The organism is Mesorhizobium sp. Root102 (assembly GCF_001425625.1).
Lineage (GTDB): Bacteria > Pseudomonadota > Alphaproteobacteria > Rhizobiales > Rhizobiaceae > Mesorhizobium.
In genome coordinates this window covers 48599-66149 of sequence record NZ_LMCP01000009.1, presented here as the reverse complement: position 1 = coordinate 66149, position 17551 = coordinate 48599, and the positions used below count along the sequence as shown (strand labels likewise).

15 protein-coding genes and 1 other RNA gene are annotated in these 17551 nt (G+C 63.8%); 4 read left to right on the top strand and 12 right to left on the bottom strand.

What is annotated here, in order from left to right:
- Positions 1–178: 178 nt before the first annotated feature.
- Genes ASD12_RS09830 through ASD12_RS09820 form a run of 3 tightly spaced genes read left to right on the top strand, consistent with a single transcriptional unit; the run spans position 179 to position 5483 of the window.
- The gene (locus ASD12_RS09830) at positions 179–1315 is read left to right on the top strand and encodes an efflux RND transporter periplasmic adaptor subunit (protein ID WP_056584827.1); all 1137 of its coding nucleotides are present in this window, start codon (positions 179–181) and stop codon (positions 1313–1315) included.
- The gene (locus ASD12_RS09825; RefSeq protein ID WP_056584825.1) at positions 1312–2385 is read left to right on the top strand and encodes an efflux RND transporter periplasmic adaptor subunit; all 1074 of its coding nucleotides are present in this window, start codon (positions 1312–1314) and stop codon (positions 2383–2385) included. Before ASD12_RS09830 ends, ASD12_RS09825 begins: the two co-directional genes overlap by 4 nt.
- Entirely contained in the window at positions 2382–5483 is a 3102-nt protein-coding gene (locus ASD12_RS09820) for an efflux RND transporter permease subunit (RefSeq protein ID WP_056584823.1), read from the top strand. The genes ASD12_RS09825 and ASD12_RS09820 overlap by 4 nt, the downstream gene beginning before the upstream one ends.
- A 6-nt stretch (positions 5484–5489) precedes the next feature.
- Here the strand turns inward: ASD12_RS09820 and ASD12_RS09815 are convergent, their stop codons facing one another.
- The 12 genes from ASD12_RS09815 to ffs form a co-directional block, all read right to left on the bottom strand.
- On the bottom strand, positions 5490–6239 hold the full coding sequence (locus ASD12_RS09815; RefSeq protein WP_056584941.1) for an ABC transporter ATP-binding protein: 750 nt from the start codon (positions 6237–6239) through the stop codon (positions 5490–5492).
- Positions 6236–7069 (bottom strand): ABC transporter ATP-binding protein, encoded by an 834-nt coding sequence (locus ASD12_RS09810; RefSeq protein ID WP_056584819.1) that lies wholly within the window; start codon positions 7067–7069, stop codon positions 6236–6238. Before ASD12_RS09810 ends, ASD12_RS09815 begins: the two co-directional genes overlap by 4 nt.
- Before the next feature lie 10 nt (positions 7070–7079).
- Complete coding sequence (nikC, locus tag ASD12_RS09805) at positions 7080–8000, bottom strand: nickel transporter permease (protein WP_056584817.1); 921 nt, start codon at positions 7998–8000, stop codon at positions 7080–7082.
- The gene (locus tag ASD12_RS09800; protein WP_056584816.1) at positions 7997–9064 is read right to left on the bottom strand and encodes an ABC transporter permease; all 1068 of its coding nucleotides are present in this window, start codon (positions 9062–9064) and stop codon (positions 7997–7999) included. Before ASD12_RS09800 ends, nikC begins: the two co-directional genes overlap by 4 nt.
- A gap of 18 nt (positions 9065–9082) precedes the next feature.
- Positions 9083–10726, bottom strand: coding sequence for an ABC transporter substrate-binding protein (locus tag ASD12_RS09795; protein ID WP_056584813.1), 1644 nt, complete (start codon positions 10724–10726; stop codon positions 9083–9085).
- A gap of 254 nt (positions 10727–10980) precedes the next feature.
- Positions 10981–12174 carry a lytic murein transglycosylase gene (locus ASD12_RS09790; protein WP_156398563.1) on the bottom strand — a complete coding sequence of 398 codons (1194 nt, stop codon included), beginning with the start codon at positions 12172–12174 and terminating at the stop codon, positions 10981–10983.
- Between the two features lie 82 nt (positions 12175–12256).
- Positions 12257–12862, bottom strand: a complete 606-nt coding sequence (recR, locus tag ASD12_RS09785) for a recombination mediator RecR (RefSeq protein ID WP_027039603.1) — start codon at positions 12860–12862, stop codon at positions 12257–12259.
- Between the two features lie 97 nt (positions 12863–12959).
- Positions 12960–13892, bottom strand: a complete 933-nt coding sequence (locus tag ASD12_RS09780; RefSeq protein ID WP_056584808.1) for a cell wall hydrolase — start codon at positions 13890–13892, stop codon at positions 12960–12962.
- A 255-nt stretch (positions 13893–14147) separates the two neighbouring features.
- The gene (locus tag ASD12_RS09775; RefSeq protein WP_056584806.1) at positions 14148–14555 is read right to left on the bottom strand and encodes a hypothetical protein; all 408 of its coding nucleotides are present in this window, start codon (positions 14553–14555) and stop codon (positions 14148–14150) included.
- A gap of 12 nt (positions 14556–14567) precedes the next feature.
- A complete protein-coding gene (locus ASD12_RS09770) occupies positions 14568–14891 on the bottom strand; it encodes a YbaB/EbfC family nucleoid-associated protein (RefSeq protein WP_056584804.1) in 324 nt (107 codons plus the stop codon).
- 30 nt (positions 14892–14921) lie between these two features.
- A complete protein-coding gene (locus ASD12_RS09765) occupies positions 14922–16724 on the bottom strand; it encodes a DNA polymerase III subunit gamma/tau (RefSeq protein ID WP_056584801.1) in 1803 nt (600 codons plus the stop codon).
- Positions 16725–16829: 105 nt separating this feature from the next.
- Positions 16830–16926: signal recognition particle sRNA small type (gene ffs, locus ASD12_RS32965), an RNA gene on the bottom strand.
- Between the two features lie 172 nt (positions 16927–17098).
- On the opposite strand from ffs, the gene ASD12_RS09760 reads away from it, so the two are divergent.
- The gene (locus ASD12_RS09760) at positions 17099–17518 is read left to right on the top strand and encodes an HIT family protein (protein ID WP_056584800.1); all 420 of its coding nucleotides are present in this window, start codon (positions 17099–17101) and stop codon (positions 17516–17518) included.
- Positions 17519–17551: the final 33 nt, after the last annotated feature.

Below are 17551 nucleotides of genomic sequence, written 5' to 3'. Positions count from 1 at the left end.
TTTCACGTTTTCCTCAAGTCGGCACCGTCAACAGGCGATTGGGCCTGTCGCCCGCCGCGGCCTTAACCAGTCGACCGATACGCGTACGAGGGTAGGTTCCCTTTTCCAAGGGATCGATTATCTTCGAACGGCCCACGAGGCTCCGCAGTGGGAGCGTCCCACGCAGGCAGGGGAAGCCATGAGCAGGAACGCGACATCGTCCGCCTTGCAACCATCGCCCTCCAGCTTTTTGCCATTTCGAACCGCCCCAATCCTTGTCTGCGCGGTGGCGAGCCTGCTGCTTGCCGGCTGCCAGAAGCAGGCGGCGGCCGAACACAAGCTGCCGATCATGGTGCGCACCGCCGAGGTCGAAATCTCCAGCTACGCCCCGACGACGTCGCTGACTGGCGTCATCGCCGCGCGCACGCTGAACAATCTGGCCTTCCGCGTCGGCGGCCGAGTTGCCGAACGGCTGGTGGAAATCGGCCAGCATGTCGACAAGGGCACGCTTTTGGCCCGCATCGATCCGCAGGAGCAGGAATCGGACCTGCGCTCGGCGCAGGCCGATCTCGACGCAGCACAAGCGCAATTGACGCAAGCCTCCGCCGCCTTTGAGCGTCAGAAGGCGCTGCTCGCCCAGGGTTTCACGACACGCCGCGACTATGATCAGGCCGCGCAGGCGCAGAGCGTGGCGCAAGGCAGCGTCCAGCAGGCGCAGAGCGCGTTGGACAATGCCCGGGAGAGCCTCACCTTCACCGAACTCAGGGCCGGCGCGCCAGGCATCGTCACCGCACGCGCGGTCGAAGCCGGCCAGGTGGTGCAGGCAGCGCAGACCGTCTTCACCCTTGCCCAGGACGGCGACCGCGACGCGGTCTTCAATGTCCATGAAACGCTGGTCGCCGGCAGTTCGGCGGCGCCGCCCGTGTCGATCACGCTGGTGTCGGATCCCACGATCAAGGCGACGGGCAAGGTGCGCGAAATCTCGCCGGTGGTCGATGCGGCCTCGGCTTCAGTTCGGGTGAAAGTCGCCATTCCCGATACCCCCGCCGCCATGCCGCTTGGTGCGGCCGTCACCGGCACGGTCAGCGCAAAACCGGTGAAAGCCGTGATCCTGCCCTGGCAGGCGCTGACCTCCAGCGATGGCAAGCCGGCGGTCTGGCTCGTCGACCCGGCTTCCAAGGCGGTCACGATCGCGCCAGTGGATATCCTCGCCTATGATTCCGGCGTGATTGTCGTCGACAAGGGGTTGGAGCCCGGCCAGCACGTCATCACCGCCGGCGGTCAGTTGCTCAGCCCAGGCCAGACGGTCGAGATCGCCGGAGGGGCAACGCAATGACCCGGTCGGTGCAATTGATCGCCCTGTCTTCGCTGATCCTTTTCGGCGCCTGTTCGGCCGAGCCGGAAAAGGCGCCCGAGATCATCCGGCCGGTGCTTTCGGTGGTGGTCGAGCCGCGCACCACCCAGACGCTCGGTTTTGCCGGCGTCGTCGAACCGGAATTCAGCGCCAACCTGGCCTTCCGCCTGCTTGGCCGCGTCGTCAGCCGCGACGTCGATATCGGCGACCTCGTCACCAAGGGCACGACGATCGCCACGCTTGATCCGACGGCGCTGGAACTCGCCTTGCAGGCGGCAAAGGCCGGTCTCTCCAACGCCCAGGCGGAATTCACCAACGCCGCCGCCAGCGAGGAGCGCCAACGCGCGCTGCTGGCCGACAAGAACACCTCGCAGGCCACCTATGAGGCGGCCCAGCAGGCACGCCAGGCCGCACAGGCCAATGTCGAGCGCGCCAAGGCGGCGCTGGCCAAATCGCAGGAACAGCTCGGCTATGCCAGGCTGTTTTCGGATTTCGACGGCGTCGTCACCGCGACAGGGGCCGAAGTCGGGCAGACCGTGTCGGCCGGCCAGACCGTGGTCACGGTAGCGCGCTCGGATGTGCGCGAAGCCGTCGTCGACATTCCCGACCAGTTGACCGGCGACCTGACTGACGGAACCGGCTTCGACGTCATCCTGCAATCGCTGCCGTCGATCCGCACCGAGGCCAAATTGCGCGAGATCGCGCCGCAGGCCGACAGTTCGACCCGCACGCGCCGCACGCGCCTGACGCTGCTCAACGCGCCGACGGCGTTCCGGCTCGGCTCGACGGTGACGGCGACACGGGTGACAGCGATCGACCCGACGATCGAGCTGCCGCTGTCGGCATTGCTGGAAAAGGACGGCAAGCAGCAGGTCTGGACCGTCGATGCGCAATCGAAGGCCACCTTGCACGATATCCAAATCGGCGCCAAACGCGCCGGCAGCTTTACCGTTACCGGCGGACTTGATGCGGGCATGCGCGTCGTCACCGCCGGTGTCCACAGCCTGACACCGGGCGAGACGGTCAAAATCCTGGAAGGAGCCGCCAAGTGAAGGGCTTCAACCTCTCCGACTGGGCGCTCAGCCATCGCTCGCTGGTCTGGTATTTCATGCTGGTGTTCGTCGTTGCCGGCGTCTCGGCCTATCTCAATCTCGGCCGCGAGGAAGATCCGGCCTTCACCATCAAGACCATGCTGATCCAGGCCAGCTGGCCGGGCGCGTCGGTCAACGAGACGGTCCGACAAGTGACCGACCGCATCGAAAAGAAGCTAGAGGAGCTCGACAGCCTCGACTACAGCAAATCCGTCACCACGGCCGGCAAGACCGTCGTCTTCGTCAATCTGAAGCCGTCGACCAAGGCGCGCGACGTGGCCCCTACCTGGATGCGCATCCGCAACATGATCAACGACATCCGCGCCCAGTTTCCCGAGGGCGTGCAAGGGCCGTTCTTCAATGACCGTTTTGGCGACGTCTACGGCAATGTCTACGCCTTCACGGCGGACGGGCTGACGCCGCGCCAGCTGCGCGATTATGTCGAGCAGGCGCGCACCCAGATCCTGGCGGTGCCCAATGCCGGCAAGGTCGACCTGATCGGCGCGCAGGACGAGGCGATCTATCTCGAATTCTCGACCCGCCAGATCGCCGCACTTGGCCTGAACCAGCAGGCGATCGTCGCCAGCCTGCAGGCGCAGAACGCGGTCGCGCCCTCGGGCGTCATCGAGACCGGCCCCGAGCGTGTCAGCGTGCGCGTCTCGGGCCAGTTCACTTCGGAGGAAAGCCTGCGCGCCATCAATTTGCGCGTCAACGACCGCTTCTTCCGGCTGAGCGATGTCGCGACCATCACCCGCGGCTATGCCGATCCGCCGACATCACTGTTCCGTTTCAACGGCGAAGATGCGATCGGGCTCGCCATCGGCATGAAGCCCAATGCCAATTTGCTCGACTTCGGCAAGGCGCTGAAGGTCGAGATGGACAAGATCGTCGCCGACCTGCCAATCGGCGTCGGCGTGCATCTGGTCGCAGACCAGCCTGTCATCGTCGAGGAAGCGGTTTCGGGCTTCACCCGCGCGCTGTTCGAGGCCGTCGCCATCGTGCTTGCCGTCTCCTTTATCAGCCTCGGCCTGCGCGCCGGCTTCGTCGTGGCGCTGTCGATCCCGCTGGTGCTGGCCATCACCTTCCTGTTCATGGACTATCTCGGCATCTCGCTGCAGCGCATCTCGCTGGGTGCGCTGATCATCGCGCTCGGCCTGCTGGTCGACGATGCCATGATCGCCGTCGAGATGATGGTGGCCAGGCTGGAAGCCGGCGACAATCTGCGCAAGGCGGCGACCTATGTCTACACGTCGACAGCGTTCCCGATGCTGACCGGCACGTTGGTGACCGTCACCGGCTTCATTCCGATCGGCCTCAACAACAGCGCGGCGGGCGAATATACCTACACGCTGTTCGTCGTCATTGCCGTGTCGCTATTGGTGTCTTGGATCGTGGCGGTGCTGTTTGCGCCGCTGCTTGGCGTCACCATCTTGCCGGCGACGATGAAGCAGAAGCATCATGACAAGCCCGGCCGCTTCACGTCGCTGTTTCGCAGCGTGCTGGTCGGATCGGTGCGCCGACATTGGCTGACCATCATCGCCACGGTGCTGTTGTTCGCCGGCTCGATCGTCGGCATGGGTTTTGTCCAGCAGCAGTTCTTCCCGTCCTCCGACCGGCCCGAACTGATCGTCGACTGGAACCTGCCGCAGAACTCTTCGATCGCCGAGACGCGCGACCAGATGGAGCGCTTCGAGAAGGCGGCGCTTGCCGGCAATCCCGACATCGACCATTGGAGTTCCTATATCGGCCAGGGCGCGGTGCGCTTCGTGCTGGCCTATGACGTACAGCCGGCCAATCCCTATTTCGGCCAGACCGTGATCGTCACCAAGAACGTCGAAGCGCGCGACCGGGTGAAGGCGGCCATCCAGACGATGCTGCGCAATGACTTCGTCGGCACCGATGCCTTCGTCAAGACGCTCGAGCTTGGCCCACCTGTCGGCCGGCCGGTGCAATACCGCGTCAGCGGCCCCGACATCCAGACGGTGAGGACGCTGTCGCAGCAACTGGCGGGCGTCATCTCAGCCAATCCGAAACTCGGCGCGCCGACCTTCGACTGGAACGAACCGTCGCGGGTGCTGGAGGTGGATGTGCTGCAGGACAAGGCGCGCCAGCTCGGCGTCACCTCCTCGGACATTTCCAACGCGCTGAACAGCGTGGTCGGCGGCGTCACCATCACCCAGGTGCGCGACGCCACCTACCTCATCAACGTCGTGGCACGTTCCCGCGATGCCGAACGCGGCTCGATCGAGACGCTGCGCAACATGCAATTGCCGACCGGTGCCGGCGAATCCATACCGCTCGCCGCCGTCGCCAACTTCCACTACGAGCTGGAACAGCCGACGGTGTGGCGGCGCAGCCGCGTGCCGACGATCACCGTGCGCGCCGGATTGGTCGGCGACGCGCTGCCGGCCACCGTGGTCAACGAACTGAAACCCTCGGTCGATGCCTTTATCGGCAAGCTGCCCGTCGGCTATGCGATCGCCACGGCGGGCTCGGTCGAGGAGAGCGCCAACAGCCAGGGGCCGATCGCGGCGGTCGTGCCACTCATGCTGTTCATCATGGCGACGATCCTGATGATCCAGCTGCAAAGCTTCCAGCGCCTGTTCCTGGTGGTTGCCGTCGCACCGCTGGGACTGATCGGCGTGGTCGCGGCATTGCTGCCGAGCGGCGCGCCGCTCGGCTTTGTCGCCATCCTCGGCGTGCTGGCGCTGATCGGTATCCTGATCCGCAACTCGGTCATCCTGATCGTGCAGATCGAGGATCTCGTCACGGAGGGCAAGGACCGATGGGCGGCAGTCATTGAAGCCACCGAACACCGCATGCGGCCGATTGCGCTGACGGCGGCAGCCGCCAGCCTGGCGCTGATCCCGATCGCGCGTGAGGTGTTCTGGGCGCCAATGGCGTTTGCCATGATGGGCGGCATCATCGCTGGTACGGCGATCACGCTGCTGTTCCTTCCGGCGCTCTATGTCGCTTGGTTCCGGATCAAAGAGCCGAAGCAGGGGCAGGATAGTGCTGAACCGACAGGTGATGCCATACCGGAAGGCGGCGCAGCCTGAGACTGCTCACGCTGTCCTGACAAACCCGTCGCTGGCTAGCAAGAGATTGCGCGTATAGTCCTTGGTCACGCGGCGCTCGACGAGATCGGCCGCCGCCAGATTCTCCACCGCCTCGCCGCTTTGCATCACCATCAGCCGCTCGCACATATGGGTGATGATGGCGAGGTCGTGGCTGACCATCAGGAAGGTCAGCTTGCGCCGCTTGCGGACCTCTTCCAGAAGGTTGAGCACTTCGGCCTGCACCGAGGCGTCCAGCGCCGAGGTCGGCTCGTCGAGCAGCAGGATCGATGGTTCAAGGATCAGCGCACGGGCGATCGCCACACGCTGGCGCTGACCGCCGGAGAGCTGATGCGAATAGCGGAACCGAAAACCGTTTCCCAGACCGACTTCGTCGAGCGCCCGCTGGATGCGCTTTTCACCATCGGCAAAGCCATGGATGGCAAGCGGCTCCTGCAGCAGCCGGTCGACGGTCTGGCGCGGGTGCAGCGAGCCGTACGGATCCTGGAAGACCATCTGCACTTCGCGATAAAAGGCCTTGTCGCGGCGCGCGCCGAGCGTCTTGCCATTGACGGCGATGCTGCCCGAAGCGACCGGCGCGAGGCCGGCGATGGCCCTGAGCAGCGTCGATTTGCCGGAGCCGGATTCACCGACCAGGCCGAAGGATTCGCCCGGCTGCACGTCGAGGCTGACGCCCTTCAGCGCGCGAAAACGGTCGAAGATTACCTCCAGCCTGTCGACGGCGATCGCTGCGGTCATGCCGCCCACTCCGGCTTGCGATCGAGCACCGGCAGCGGGTGACGGTCGGCGCCGATCTTGGGCATGCAGTTGAGCAGGCCGCGCGTGTAGGGATGCTGGGCACGGCCGAGTTCCGACGCCTTGAGTTGCTCGACCACCTTGCCGGCATACATGACGATGACGCGATCGCAGAAGGACGAGACCAGGCGCAGATCGTGCGAGATGAAGATCAGGCCCATGCCGCGCTCGCTGACCAGCCGGTCGAGGATGCCGAGCACATCGAGCTGCACGGTCACATCGAGCGCCGAGGTCGGCTCGTCGGCAATCATCATTTCCGGCCCGGCGATCAGCATCATGGCGATCATGGCGCGCTGGCCCATGCCACCGGACACTTCATGCGGATGCAGGTCGAAGACGCGGGCGGGGTCACGAATTTGCACCGCTTCCAGCATCGCCATTGCACGATCACGCGCTTCGGCCTTGCCGACCTTTTCATGGGTGCGCAGCGTCTCGACAATCTGGCGCCCGATGCTCATTACAGGGTCGAGCGAGTATTTCGGATCCTGCAGGATCATGGCGATGCGTTTGCCGCGCAGCTTCCGGCGTTCGCGTGGCGATGCCGCCAACAGGTCGATACCGTCGAAAGCAAGCTTGTTGGCCGATATCCGCGCCTGCGGCGGCGTCAGCCCCATGATGGCGCGGCCGGTCTGCGATTTGCCGGAGCCGGACTCGCCGACAATGCCGAGACGTTCGCGGCCAAGCGTGAAGGAGACGCCGCGCACCGCCTCGATCAGGCCGGTGCGGGTCGGGAAGGTGACGCGCAGGTCGTCGACGTCGAGCAGCGTGCTCATTGATCACCGCTCATTGGTCACCACTGCGTGGATCGAGCGCGTCGCGCAGGCCATCGCCGAGCAGATTGAAGCCTAGGCTGACGATGAGGATGGCGAAGCCCGGCGCACCGGCCACCCACCACTGGTCGAGCACGAAGCGGCGGCCCGACGCGATCATCGTGCCCCATTCCGGCAGCGGCGGCTGCGCGCCGAGGCCAAGGAAACCGAGCCCGGCGGCCGTCAGGATGATGCCGGCCATGTCAAGCGTCACCCGGATGATCAGCGAGGAGATGCAAAGCGGCATGATGTGGCGCAGCACGATGCGGAAGGGCGAGGCGCCCATCAATTGCACGGCCTTGATGTAATCGGAATTGCGCACCGTCAACGTCTCTGCCCGCGCGATACGTGCGTAAGGCGGCCAGGAGGTGATGGCGATGGCCAGCACGGCGTTCTCGATACCGGGCCCGAGTGCGGCGACAAAGGCGAGCGCCAGGATCAGCTTGGGGAAGGCGAGGAAGATGTCGGTGATGCGCATCAGGACGGCATCGGTCCAGCCGCCGGCATAGCCGGCAACGGTGCCGACCAGGAGGCCTATGGGTGCGGCGATGATGGCAACCAGGATGACCACGTAGAGCGTCCAGCGCGAGCCATAGAGGATGCGCGACAGGATATCGCGGCCGAGGTCGTCGGTGCCGAACCAGTGCTCGGCGCTCGGCGCCAGCAGACGTGCGTTCTTAAGATCGCCGAATGTCGGCGAATAGGGTGCCAGCACGCCGGCAAGCGCGGCAACGACCAGCAGGGCAATAATGATAAGCAGGCCGAGAAACGCCAGCCGGTTGGCGGAAAAGCGCCGCCACGCCACATAGGCGCGGCCGAGCCTGGCCTGGGTGCGCGAGGCCGGACGCTCGCTGAGCAGCCAGTCGCGACGGCTCTGGACGGTCTCGACGCTCATGCGGACTTCGTCCTCGGATCGAGCACGCGGTAGAGCAGATCGGAGAGAAGGTTGATAGCGATGAACACCGAGCCGATAACGATGGTGCCGCCCAGCACGGCATTCATGTCGGCGTTCTGCAGCGAGTTGGTGATGTAGAGGCCGATGCCCGGCCACGAGAAGACGGTTTCGGTGAGCACGGAGCCTTCGAGCAGCCCGGCATAGGAGAGCGCGATCACCGTCACCATCGGCACCGCCGCGTTGCGCAGCGCGTGGCCCCAGATGATGCGGGTTTCCGACAGGCCCTTGGCGCGCGCCGCGACGATGTATTCCTGCGACAGTTCGTTGAGCATGAACGAGCGCGTCATGCGGCTGATATAGGCAAGCGAAAAATAGCCGAGCAGCGAGGCCGGCAAGATGATGTGGCGGAAGGCGTCATAGAAAACATCCCACTGCCCCTGCCATAGCGAATCCAGCAGATAGAATCCGGTAATCGGCGTGAAGGTGTATTCGTAGACGACGTCGAGCCGCGCCGGAAAAGCGACCCATTGCAGCTTGGCGTAGAACAACACCAGCGCCAGCAGGCCGAGCCAGAAGATCGGCACGGAATAGCCGATCAGGCCGATGATGCGCACGATCTGGTCGATGAGACTGCCGCGCCTGACTGCGGCCAGTACGCCAAGCGGCACGCCGAACAGTGCACCGATCAGCGTCCCCAGCGTCGCCAGTTCCGTGGTGGCCGGAAGCGCGCGGCGAATGTCGCTCATGACCGGATTGGTGGTCAGCACGGAGGTGCCGAAATTACCGTTCAGGGCATTTTTCACATAGATGTAGAACTGCTCGATCAGCGGCAGGTCGAGGCCCATCTCGCGGCGCGTTCGCTCGACGACATTGGCCGGCGCCCGGTCGCCGAGCACCGCCAGCACCGGATCGATCGGGATGACACGGCCGATGAAGAAGGTGACCGCGAGCAGACCAAGATAGGTCGTGATCGCGATGACCAGGAAACGGCCAAGCGACGATGCAATGGCCACGGCGCGGGCGCTGTCGCGCCCCGCCGCCACTTCTTTTTCAACCGCGCTCATGCGGCGTGTCCGCGAACACTATTCCTTGGAAACCGGCCCGACGAAATTGCTGTCGAAGCTCGGGCCGAGCGCAAAACCCTTGAGGCTCTTGCGCAGCCCTGCGACTTCCAGCTGCTGGTGGATGACGACGAAGGGGCTGGTGTCTAGGACCTTCTTCTCAAGGTCCTTGTACATATCGGCACGCTTGCCCGCATCCTTTTCGAGCAGCGCCGCTTCCGTTTCCTTGGTCAGGTCCGGAATGTCCCAGGCGTTGCGCCAGGCCAGCGTCTTGGACTTGCCCGCATCCGAATTGTCCGGGTTCGAGGCAAAGGTCTGGGCATTGGAGTTCGGATCGAAATAGTCCTGACCCCACTGGCCGATATAGATGTCGTGGTTGCGGGCGCGATACTTGGTCAGAGTCTGCTTGCCGTCGCCGGGGATGATCTCGAGCTTGATACCGGCCTGACCGAGCGTCTGCTGGATCGATTCCGCCATGCCGGTCGTCGGCTGGCCGGTGCGTACGTCCATGGTTACGCTGAAGCCGTCGGGCAGACCGGCCTTGGCCAGCAATTCCTTGGCCTTGGCGACGTCGAGCTTGAACGGATTCTCGTCGAGTTCACCGAGCACGCCCTTGGGCAGGAAGGTCTGGTGGATCTCGCCGATACCCTTGAGGATGGTCGAGCTCAAGGCATCATAGTCGACCAGATATTTGAACGCCTGGCGCACCTCCGGCTTGGCCAGGTTGGCGTTCTTCTGGTTGAGGCTGATGTAGTAGACCGTGCCCTTCGGCGCGCTGGTGGTGGTGAGGTCGGCGTTCTTGGCGATGGCGTCGAGGTCGTTCGGCTCGAGATTGCGGGCAACGTCGATGTCGCCGGCTTCGAGCGCCAGGCGCTGGCCCGAGCTTTCCTTCATGTTGCGATAGATGACGCGGGCAAGCTTGGCTTTTTCGCCGTGGTAATTGTCGTTGCGCTCGAGAACGACAGCCTCGTTGGCGCGCCATTCGCGCAGCTTGAAGACGCCGGAGCCGGCATAGCCGGTCTTCAGCCAGGCATTGCCGAAATCATTGTCCCATTTGTAGTCGGCGCTTGGCGTGACCGCCGCGACATGTTCCTTGACCAGCTTGGCATCGACCACCGAAGCGACCGTTGCCGACAGGCAGTTCAGCACGAAGCTCGGCGCATAGGCCTTATCGACGGTGAACTGGAAGGTGCTGTCGTCGACCGCCTTGGCCTTTTCGGTGACGTTATCGCCGCTGATGCCGAATTGACCGATGATGAAGGCCGGGCTCTTGTCCAGCTTGACGGCGCGCTCGAACGACCAGGCGACGTCGGCCGCGGTGATCGGATTGCCGGAGGCGAATTTGAGGCCGGGCTTGAGTTTGAAGGTGTAGGTCAGGCCGTCGTCGGAGACAGTCCAGCTCTCGGCGAGGTCGCCCTTGACCTTGGAGGTGTCGCTGAGGTCGAGACGGACCAGCAGATCATAGGTGTTGCCGGTGACCTCGGCGGTCGACAGCTCGAACGCCTCGCCTGGATCCATGGAGATGATGTCGTCGATCGCGAAACCTTCGACCAGCGTGTCGGCGGGCGTGACCGCGTCGGCTGGTGCGCCGGCCAGAAGCAGCGCGGACATGGCTGCACCCGCGAGCAAGAAGCGGGAGCGTAGAGCAAACTTTTCCATCATCATCGTGATTGTTCCCTGTTTTGTTGATCCCTGAGTTCCCGGCTCAGGATTGCAGTATTCTTTTCGAGGCCACAACGGCCCTCTACCCACTTACCGTCGTGGTTTTTGTCCATTTGGTCAACACCATATCCGGCGACCCGCCAGCCGGCAACGAGCATTTGCAAGACGGCGTATTGGACCAGAACAGCCAATGGCGAGTCGACGCATGCGCGGGCTATTCAATGTCGCCAATCGGGAAAAATCTGCTAATTTCGCGGCTACTTCAGCGCTGCGACCAGGTCGGCATCAGGAAAGCAGGTGGCGGCGCGGCCGTTCTTGGCTTGCCATGTGCCGATCGAACGGCGGGTCTTGAAGCCAGGCAGGCCATCGGCGCTGCCGACATCATAGCCCTTGGCTTCCAACGCCCGCTGCAGGGCGGCGATTTCCGAACGGTGCAGCCCGCCGACCGCGCCCCAGTTGCCGGCAAAATTCTGATCGCCATGGGCGATGCGATCGGCGCCATGGCCGATGAACAGCGCGTAGAGGTCGCTGGTGTTGTACTCCTTCAGCACATAGAAATTTGGGGTAGCGATAAAGGCCGGGCCGCTGCGCCCGGCCGGCATCAGCAGAAACCCCTCGGCCTTCAACTCACTCGCCGGAAACGGTTTGCCGCCAACGCGTTTGATGCCCATTGCCGCCCATTCGGAGATCTTCTTGCCCTGGTCCGGGCCTTCCAGCGAACAGGAAACACTTTCCGGCACGGTCACCTCGGAACCCCAGCCGCGGCCCTTCACCCAGCCATAATGGACGAGATAGTTGGCGATCGAGGCCAGCACGTCCGGCGTCGAGTTCCAGATGTCGACGCGGCCGTCGCCGTCGAAATCGACGGCATGTTTCAGGAACGATGTTGGCATGAATTGCGGCTGGCCGAGCGCGCCAGCCCAGGACGATTTCATCGCACCGACGGGGGCCAGCCCGCGCTCGGCGATCTCGAGTGCCGCAAGCAACTCGGTGCGGAAGAAATCCTTCTTGGTCGACATGAACGCCTTGGTGCCCAGCACTTCGAAAGCGTTATAAGGCATCTTGGCCGCGCCGAAGCCGGTCTCGCGGCCCCAGATCGCCAGCAGCACTTCGCCCGGCACGCCATAGCGCTTTTCTATGGCCGCGAGTGTCCTGGCATTGGTGGCTTCACGCGCGCGGCCGCCTGCCGTCACCGCGCGCACCGTCTTCTCGGCAAAATAGGCGCCGGGTGAGCCGAATTCGGCCTGGTGCTGCTTCCGCGGCGTGGTCGCCTTCTCGCCCGGCTTGACCAGGTCGGGCAGCTTCAGATTGGGCTTGATGCCGTCGAAGGCGGCATCGAAGATTTGTTTGGAAATGCCTTTGGCCTTGGCCTGCGGCCAGAGGTCGTTCTGCAGCCATGCGCGGAACTGGTCGTTGATCTTTGCGGCAGAGGCGGGAGCGACCGAAACCATCGCCACAAAGACGAGGCAGACAAAGATGAAGGCTGATTTCACGAAAGCAGGAATCATTTGCTTCTCCTGCCCGCCAATTGCGTCAAAACGCCGTCCGCGAGCGCAGCGCCGCGGCCAGCGTGCCCTCGTCGAGATAGTCGAGTTCGCCGCCGACCGGCACGCCATGCGCCAGCCGTGTCACCTTGATGTCGAAGCCGGATAGCTGGTCGGTGAGGTAATGCGCGGTCGTCTGGCCCTCGACCGTCGCGTTGACGGCGAGGATGATCTCCTTGACCTCGCCACCAGCGACGCGATCGACCAGCGAGCGCATGTTGAGCTGGTCGGGGCCGATGCCGTCGAGCGGCGACAGCGTGCCGCCGAGCACGTGGTAGCGCACATTCATCGCCGCCGCACGCTCCAGCGCCCACAGGTCGGAGACGTCCTCGACGACGATGATGGTGCCGGCATCACGGCGCGGATCGGTGCAGATCATGCAAGGGTCCGATGTATCGACATTGCCGCAGGTCGAGCAGATGCGCACCTTGTCGGCCGCCTCGGCCATGGCGGCGGCCAGCGGCGACAGCAGCTGTTCCTTCTTCTTGATCAGATGAAGGGCGGCACGCCTGGCCGAACGGGGCCCCAACCCCGGCACCTTGGCCAGGAGTTGGATCAGGCGTTCGATCTCGGGACCGGCGATTCGCTTGGACATCGCTCTGATCTAGAATTTTTCAGCGCGCTTTGAAACAGCCCACGTCGGCACCGGATCCGCCATGTTGAATCGGCGGACCCTATGGAGTGCGATTCGTTCAGTTGGCTTCGAGCGGCCGGCCCTGGCTGACAATCATCGCGCCGATGGCGTCTGTGTTGTCAGGTGTCGACTGGAACCCCATCGACGCCTCTTGCGGCGCGTCCTCAACCGAGGAGATAACCTTTGTCCTTGTGTTCAAGATTCCGCCAAAACGGGCGGCATCCGGTTCCTCCATCGGCTCCTGCATCGCCACCACCGTCGGCTCCGCCGAGACACGCGCGGATTTCGCGGCCGGCGCAGCGGCTGCGGTCACATAGGTCTGTTGGGCAGGAGCGGATCGAACGGCTGTCATCCTGGCCGGAAGTGCCGGCTCGGCGGATGCAACCAGCGTCACCGGCGCGGCTGACTTGTCGGGCGCAACCGAGGCAATGGCGACCTGCGGCTCATCCGGCAGCGGCTGCCAGTTGCGGCCGCGCTTCTCATAGAAGGCATTGCCGCCGGCAACCATGGTGTAGTGCATGTTCTTGTAGGGGAAGCGCAACCCGGCAGTGTGGAAATACATCGTGTTCTTCAGCTTCACCTTGCGCTCGCCCTTGAGGACGGCGTCGGCTGCCTCTTCGACATCGGGCATCGCCCGCGAATTCATTGGCCGTGTCATGACGCCGGGCGCGAACTGCCCGCGCTCCCCCACCACTTCGCAGATGGTGCTGCCGTGGTTGCCGGAGCGCAGCCGGTTCATGACCACCGTGCCGACAGCGATCATGCCATCACGGCTTGAACGGTTGGACTCGAAGAACATCGCCCGTTCCAGGCATTCCTTGTCCTTCGGCGTATGGCCATAGGCCCGGGAGCTCAGGAAACTCGGCGTGATGGCGTCGGTCAGGCTGGCGACGGACATGCCGTGTGAAGTGGTCTGGCTGCAGGCAGCCAAAAACAGGGGTGAAATGACGGCGCCGAACAACAGCGGCGTCTTCCATCGCGTGGAAATCAAAAGGTAACCCTCTCACTTCGTGCCCGCCCCCAGGCTGCGGCAAGAATGAGACACTTTCGGGCAAAATGATGGCCAAAACGTTATTAACAACGCACTGTTGCCAAATTGGCACAATTTCGTGGCTTTCCAGATAGATCGAGCCATCATTTCACAAAAGCGATGACCGCTCTCTCTTTGTTTCGCCGCAATTGCCCGGGGAAAGCGCCAGCTCTTTTTCCAGGGATAACCGCGTCACGTTTTTGCCTGGAACCGGGCCTATCGCCCGGCCGCAACCGCGGCCGGCTGGCCAGGTTCGAGCTCCTCGACCTTCTCCGAAAACAGGCCGCGCCGGAGAAACAGCGTCCGCGCATCCCTGGCCGTCGGCGCGATCTTTGCCGGCCAGTCGCTTTCGATGAACTCGGCCCTGGTGAAGTCCGGATTTGTCTCGCTGGCCGCTTCCAGGAATTCGGCGATCTCCAGCACGATGGCGCGCTCGTCCTTCGAAAGCGCCGACGTGCCGGCTTCGATCGACGGGCGATGGACGAAATCCTCGAACAGATTGAAGTAACCCTTGATGCCGACGAGATCGACGCCACCGTCGCAGTCAGCCAGGATTTCCAGGATCTCGTAGAGCCTGTTGCGGATACGCTGCTCGATCAATCTTTCGGAGGGCTCTTCGGTCATGGGCGCCGAACGCTAGAAGGGCAATTTCATTCCCGGCGGGATCGGCAGACCGGCGGTCAGCGCCTTGGTCTTTTCCTGCACGATCTGCTCGACCTTGGTCTTGGCGTCATTGTGGGCGGCCAGCACCAGATCCTCGAGGATCTCGACATCGTCCTCCTTGAACAAGGATGGATCGATCTTCAGCGACTTCATCTCGAATTTTCCGGTCAGCGTCACGTTGACCAGGCCGCCGCCCGCCTGGCCGGACGCTTCAAGCGTGGCGATCTCATCCTGCATGGCCTGGAACTTGGCCTGCATTTCCTTCGCCTTGCCCATCAGGCCGAGAAGATCTTTCATGGTCGGGTCCTTTGCGGATTCGTGGCTGGATCAGGTTTCATCGTCGTCACCCGGCGGCTCGACGGGCACGTCGGCCTCTGCCGTTTCGGCTTCCGGCGCGTCTGGAATGCGCACGTCGATGATCTTGGCGCCGGGAAAGCGCGCCAGAATGGCGGCCACCGTCGGGTCGCTCTTGGCATCGAGGAAGGCGTTCTCGCGCTTGGCCGATTCCATTTCGGCAAGCGTCTGGCCACCCTCTTCCTTCGACAGCGAGACCAGCCAGCTGCGGCCGGTCCAGGCGCGCAGCTTCGTCGTCAGGTCGTTGAGCAGCATCTTGGGCGCGTCGCTGGTCAGGCCGACATCGATCCGGCCGGGCTCGATGCGCACAAGGCGGATATAGCTCTTGACCTGCACCTTGAAGGCGATGTCGCGCTGCGCATCGGCCAGGGCAATGATGTCGGCCAGCGATTTCAGCGGCGCCGATTGCGTCTCCACGACCGGTTCCGGCGGAGCGACGAAGGCGGCGGGGGCAGGCGTGGCTTCGACCAGCCGCATGGTCTGTGCGCCGCCCGACCCGGCAGGCATGCGCGTCTGCGCCACCGCGCTGGCGCCACCGCCATTGCCGGAACCTGCGGGCGCACCATTCGGGCGCGGCGCGCCATTTTGCACCGGCGCCGTGCCCTCAAGCGATCTCAGCGCCTCATCCAGCGTCGGCAGGTCGGCGGCGTGAGCGAGCCGGATCAACACCATTTCGGCGGCACTCACCGGCCGGTTGGAGGACTGCACCTCGGGGATGCCCTTGAGCAGCATCTGCCATGTCCGCGACAGCACCCTGACCGACAACGTCCTGGCGAAATCCGCGCCGCGCTGCCGCTCGTCCTCGGATAGCGAGGCATCCTCGATGGCCGTCGGCACGAAACGCAGCCTGGTGACGAGGTGGTTGAATTCGGCAAGATCGGTCAGCACGGCGGCCGGATCGGCGCCGGTGTCATACTGCGAACGGAATTCGCCAAGCGCTGCCGCTACATCGCCCTTCATGACATGCTCGAACAGATCGACGATGCGGGCGCGGTCGGCGAGCCCCAGCATCGCCCGAACCGCATCGGCACTGACGGAGCCGGCGCCATGGGCAATCGCCTGGTCGAGAATGGAGAGCGAATCACGGGCCGAGCCTTCGGCGGCGCGCGCGATCATCGCCAGCGCATCGTCGTCGACCGAAATGCCTTCCTTGGCCGAGATCGAGGACAGATGCGCAACCAGCGCGCCGGCGTCGATTCGCCTCAGGTCAAAACGCTGGCAGCGCGACAGGACGGTGATCGGAACCTTGCGGATTTCGGTGGTGGCGAAGATGAATTTGACGTGCGGCGGCGGCTCTTCCAGCGTCTTCAGCAGGCCGTTGAAGGCCTGCGTCGACAGCATGTGCACTTCGTCGATGATGTAGACCTTGTAGCGGGCCGAGACCGGCGCATAGCGCACGCGCTCGATGATGTCCCTGATATCGTCGATGCCGGTGTGCGAGGCGGCATCCATTTCGATCACGTCGACATGGCGGCCTTCCATGATCGCCTGGCAATGCTCGCCGAGCACGGCAAGGTCGACCGAAGGCTGGTCGATATCAGCGGTTTTATAGTTCAGGGCGCGCGCGAGTATGCGCGCCGTCGTGGTCTTGCCGACGCCGCGCACGCCGGTCAGCATCCAGGCCTGGGCGATGCGGCCGGTGGCAAAGGCATTGGTGAGGGTGCGCACCGTCGGCTCCTGGCCGACCAGTTCGGAGAAGTTCGAAGGACGGTACTTGCGCGCCAGAACGCGATAGGCGACGGCCTTGTCCGTTCCCGAATTTCCGGCTTCGCTCATTCGCCCGTAAAGCTCCAAATGGCCACACACGAAGGCGGCCAATTCCTGCGCATAGTCTCGCCCGCGCTGCAATGCGTCGTCAATGTCGCGAGAGGGGCCGGTGAGGTGGGAGGCTGGAACAATGACCCGTTCCGGGCTCGTTAGGGCTGCTTCCTTCCGGACCTGACCCGGTTGGCGAGTGGACCGTCCACCACCAACCTCCCGCTTTCCATATCGGCAATTGTGCGACGAAATGCAAGTGCGCCGAGGAAATCGTAAAAATATGGAATTAGCGCACCAAACCGTGAGCGGCGCAATGATTCGCTTGCAGCCCCCTTGCCGCCGCTCTAGCGTTCCTGCGTTTGAGGAAACCAAGAAAAGCAAGGGAAACGCCGATGCTGCCGGGCCTGAAGGCCGGATTCACGCTGGACACCCGGCTGGAGGCGGACAGCGAGCAATTGATGTGGCTTGGGCTGTGCGAACTGCGCGTGATGAACGACCGTCGCTGGCCATGGCTGCTCCTGGTGCCGCAGCGGCCGGGCGCGGAGGAAATCCACGACATGACGCCGCTCGACCAGGCGATGCTGACCTTCGAGACCAATATGGTGGCACAGGGACTGAAGAAAGCGACCGGCTGCACCAAGATCAACACCGGCGCGCTCGGCAACATCGTGCGCCAGCTGCACATCCATGTCATTGGGCGTTCGGAAGGCGACCCCGGCTGGCCGGGCCCGGTGTGGGGGCACGGCCTGCGTGAGCCCTATCAACGTTCCGACCTGCGGCGGTTTGCCGAAACGATCAAGGCGGCGCTATAAGCGTTCCCCGTGTCCATCCTGCAACGTACGCCA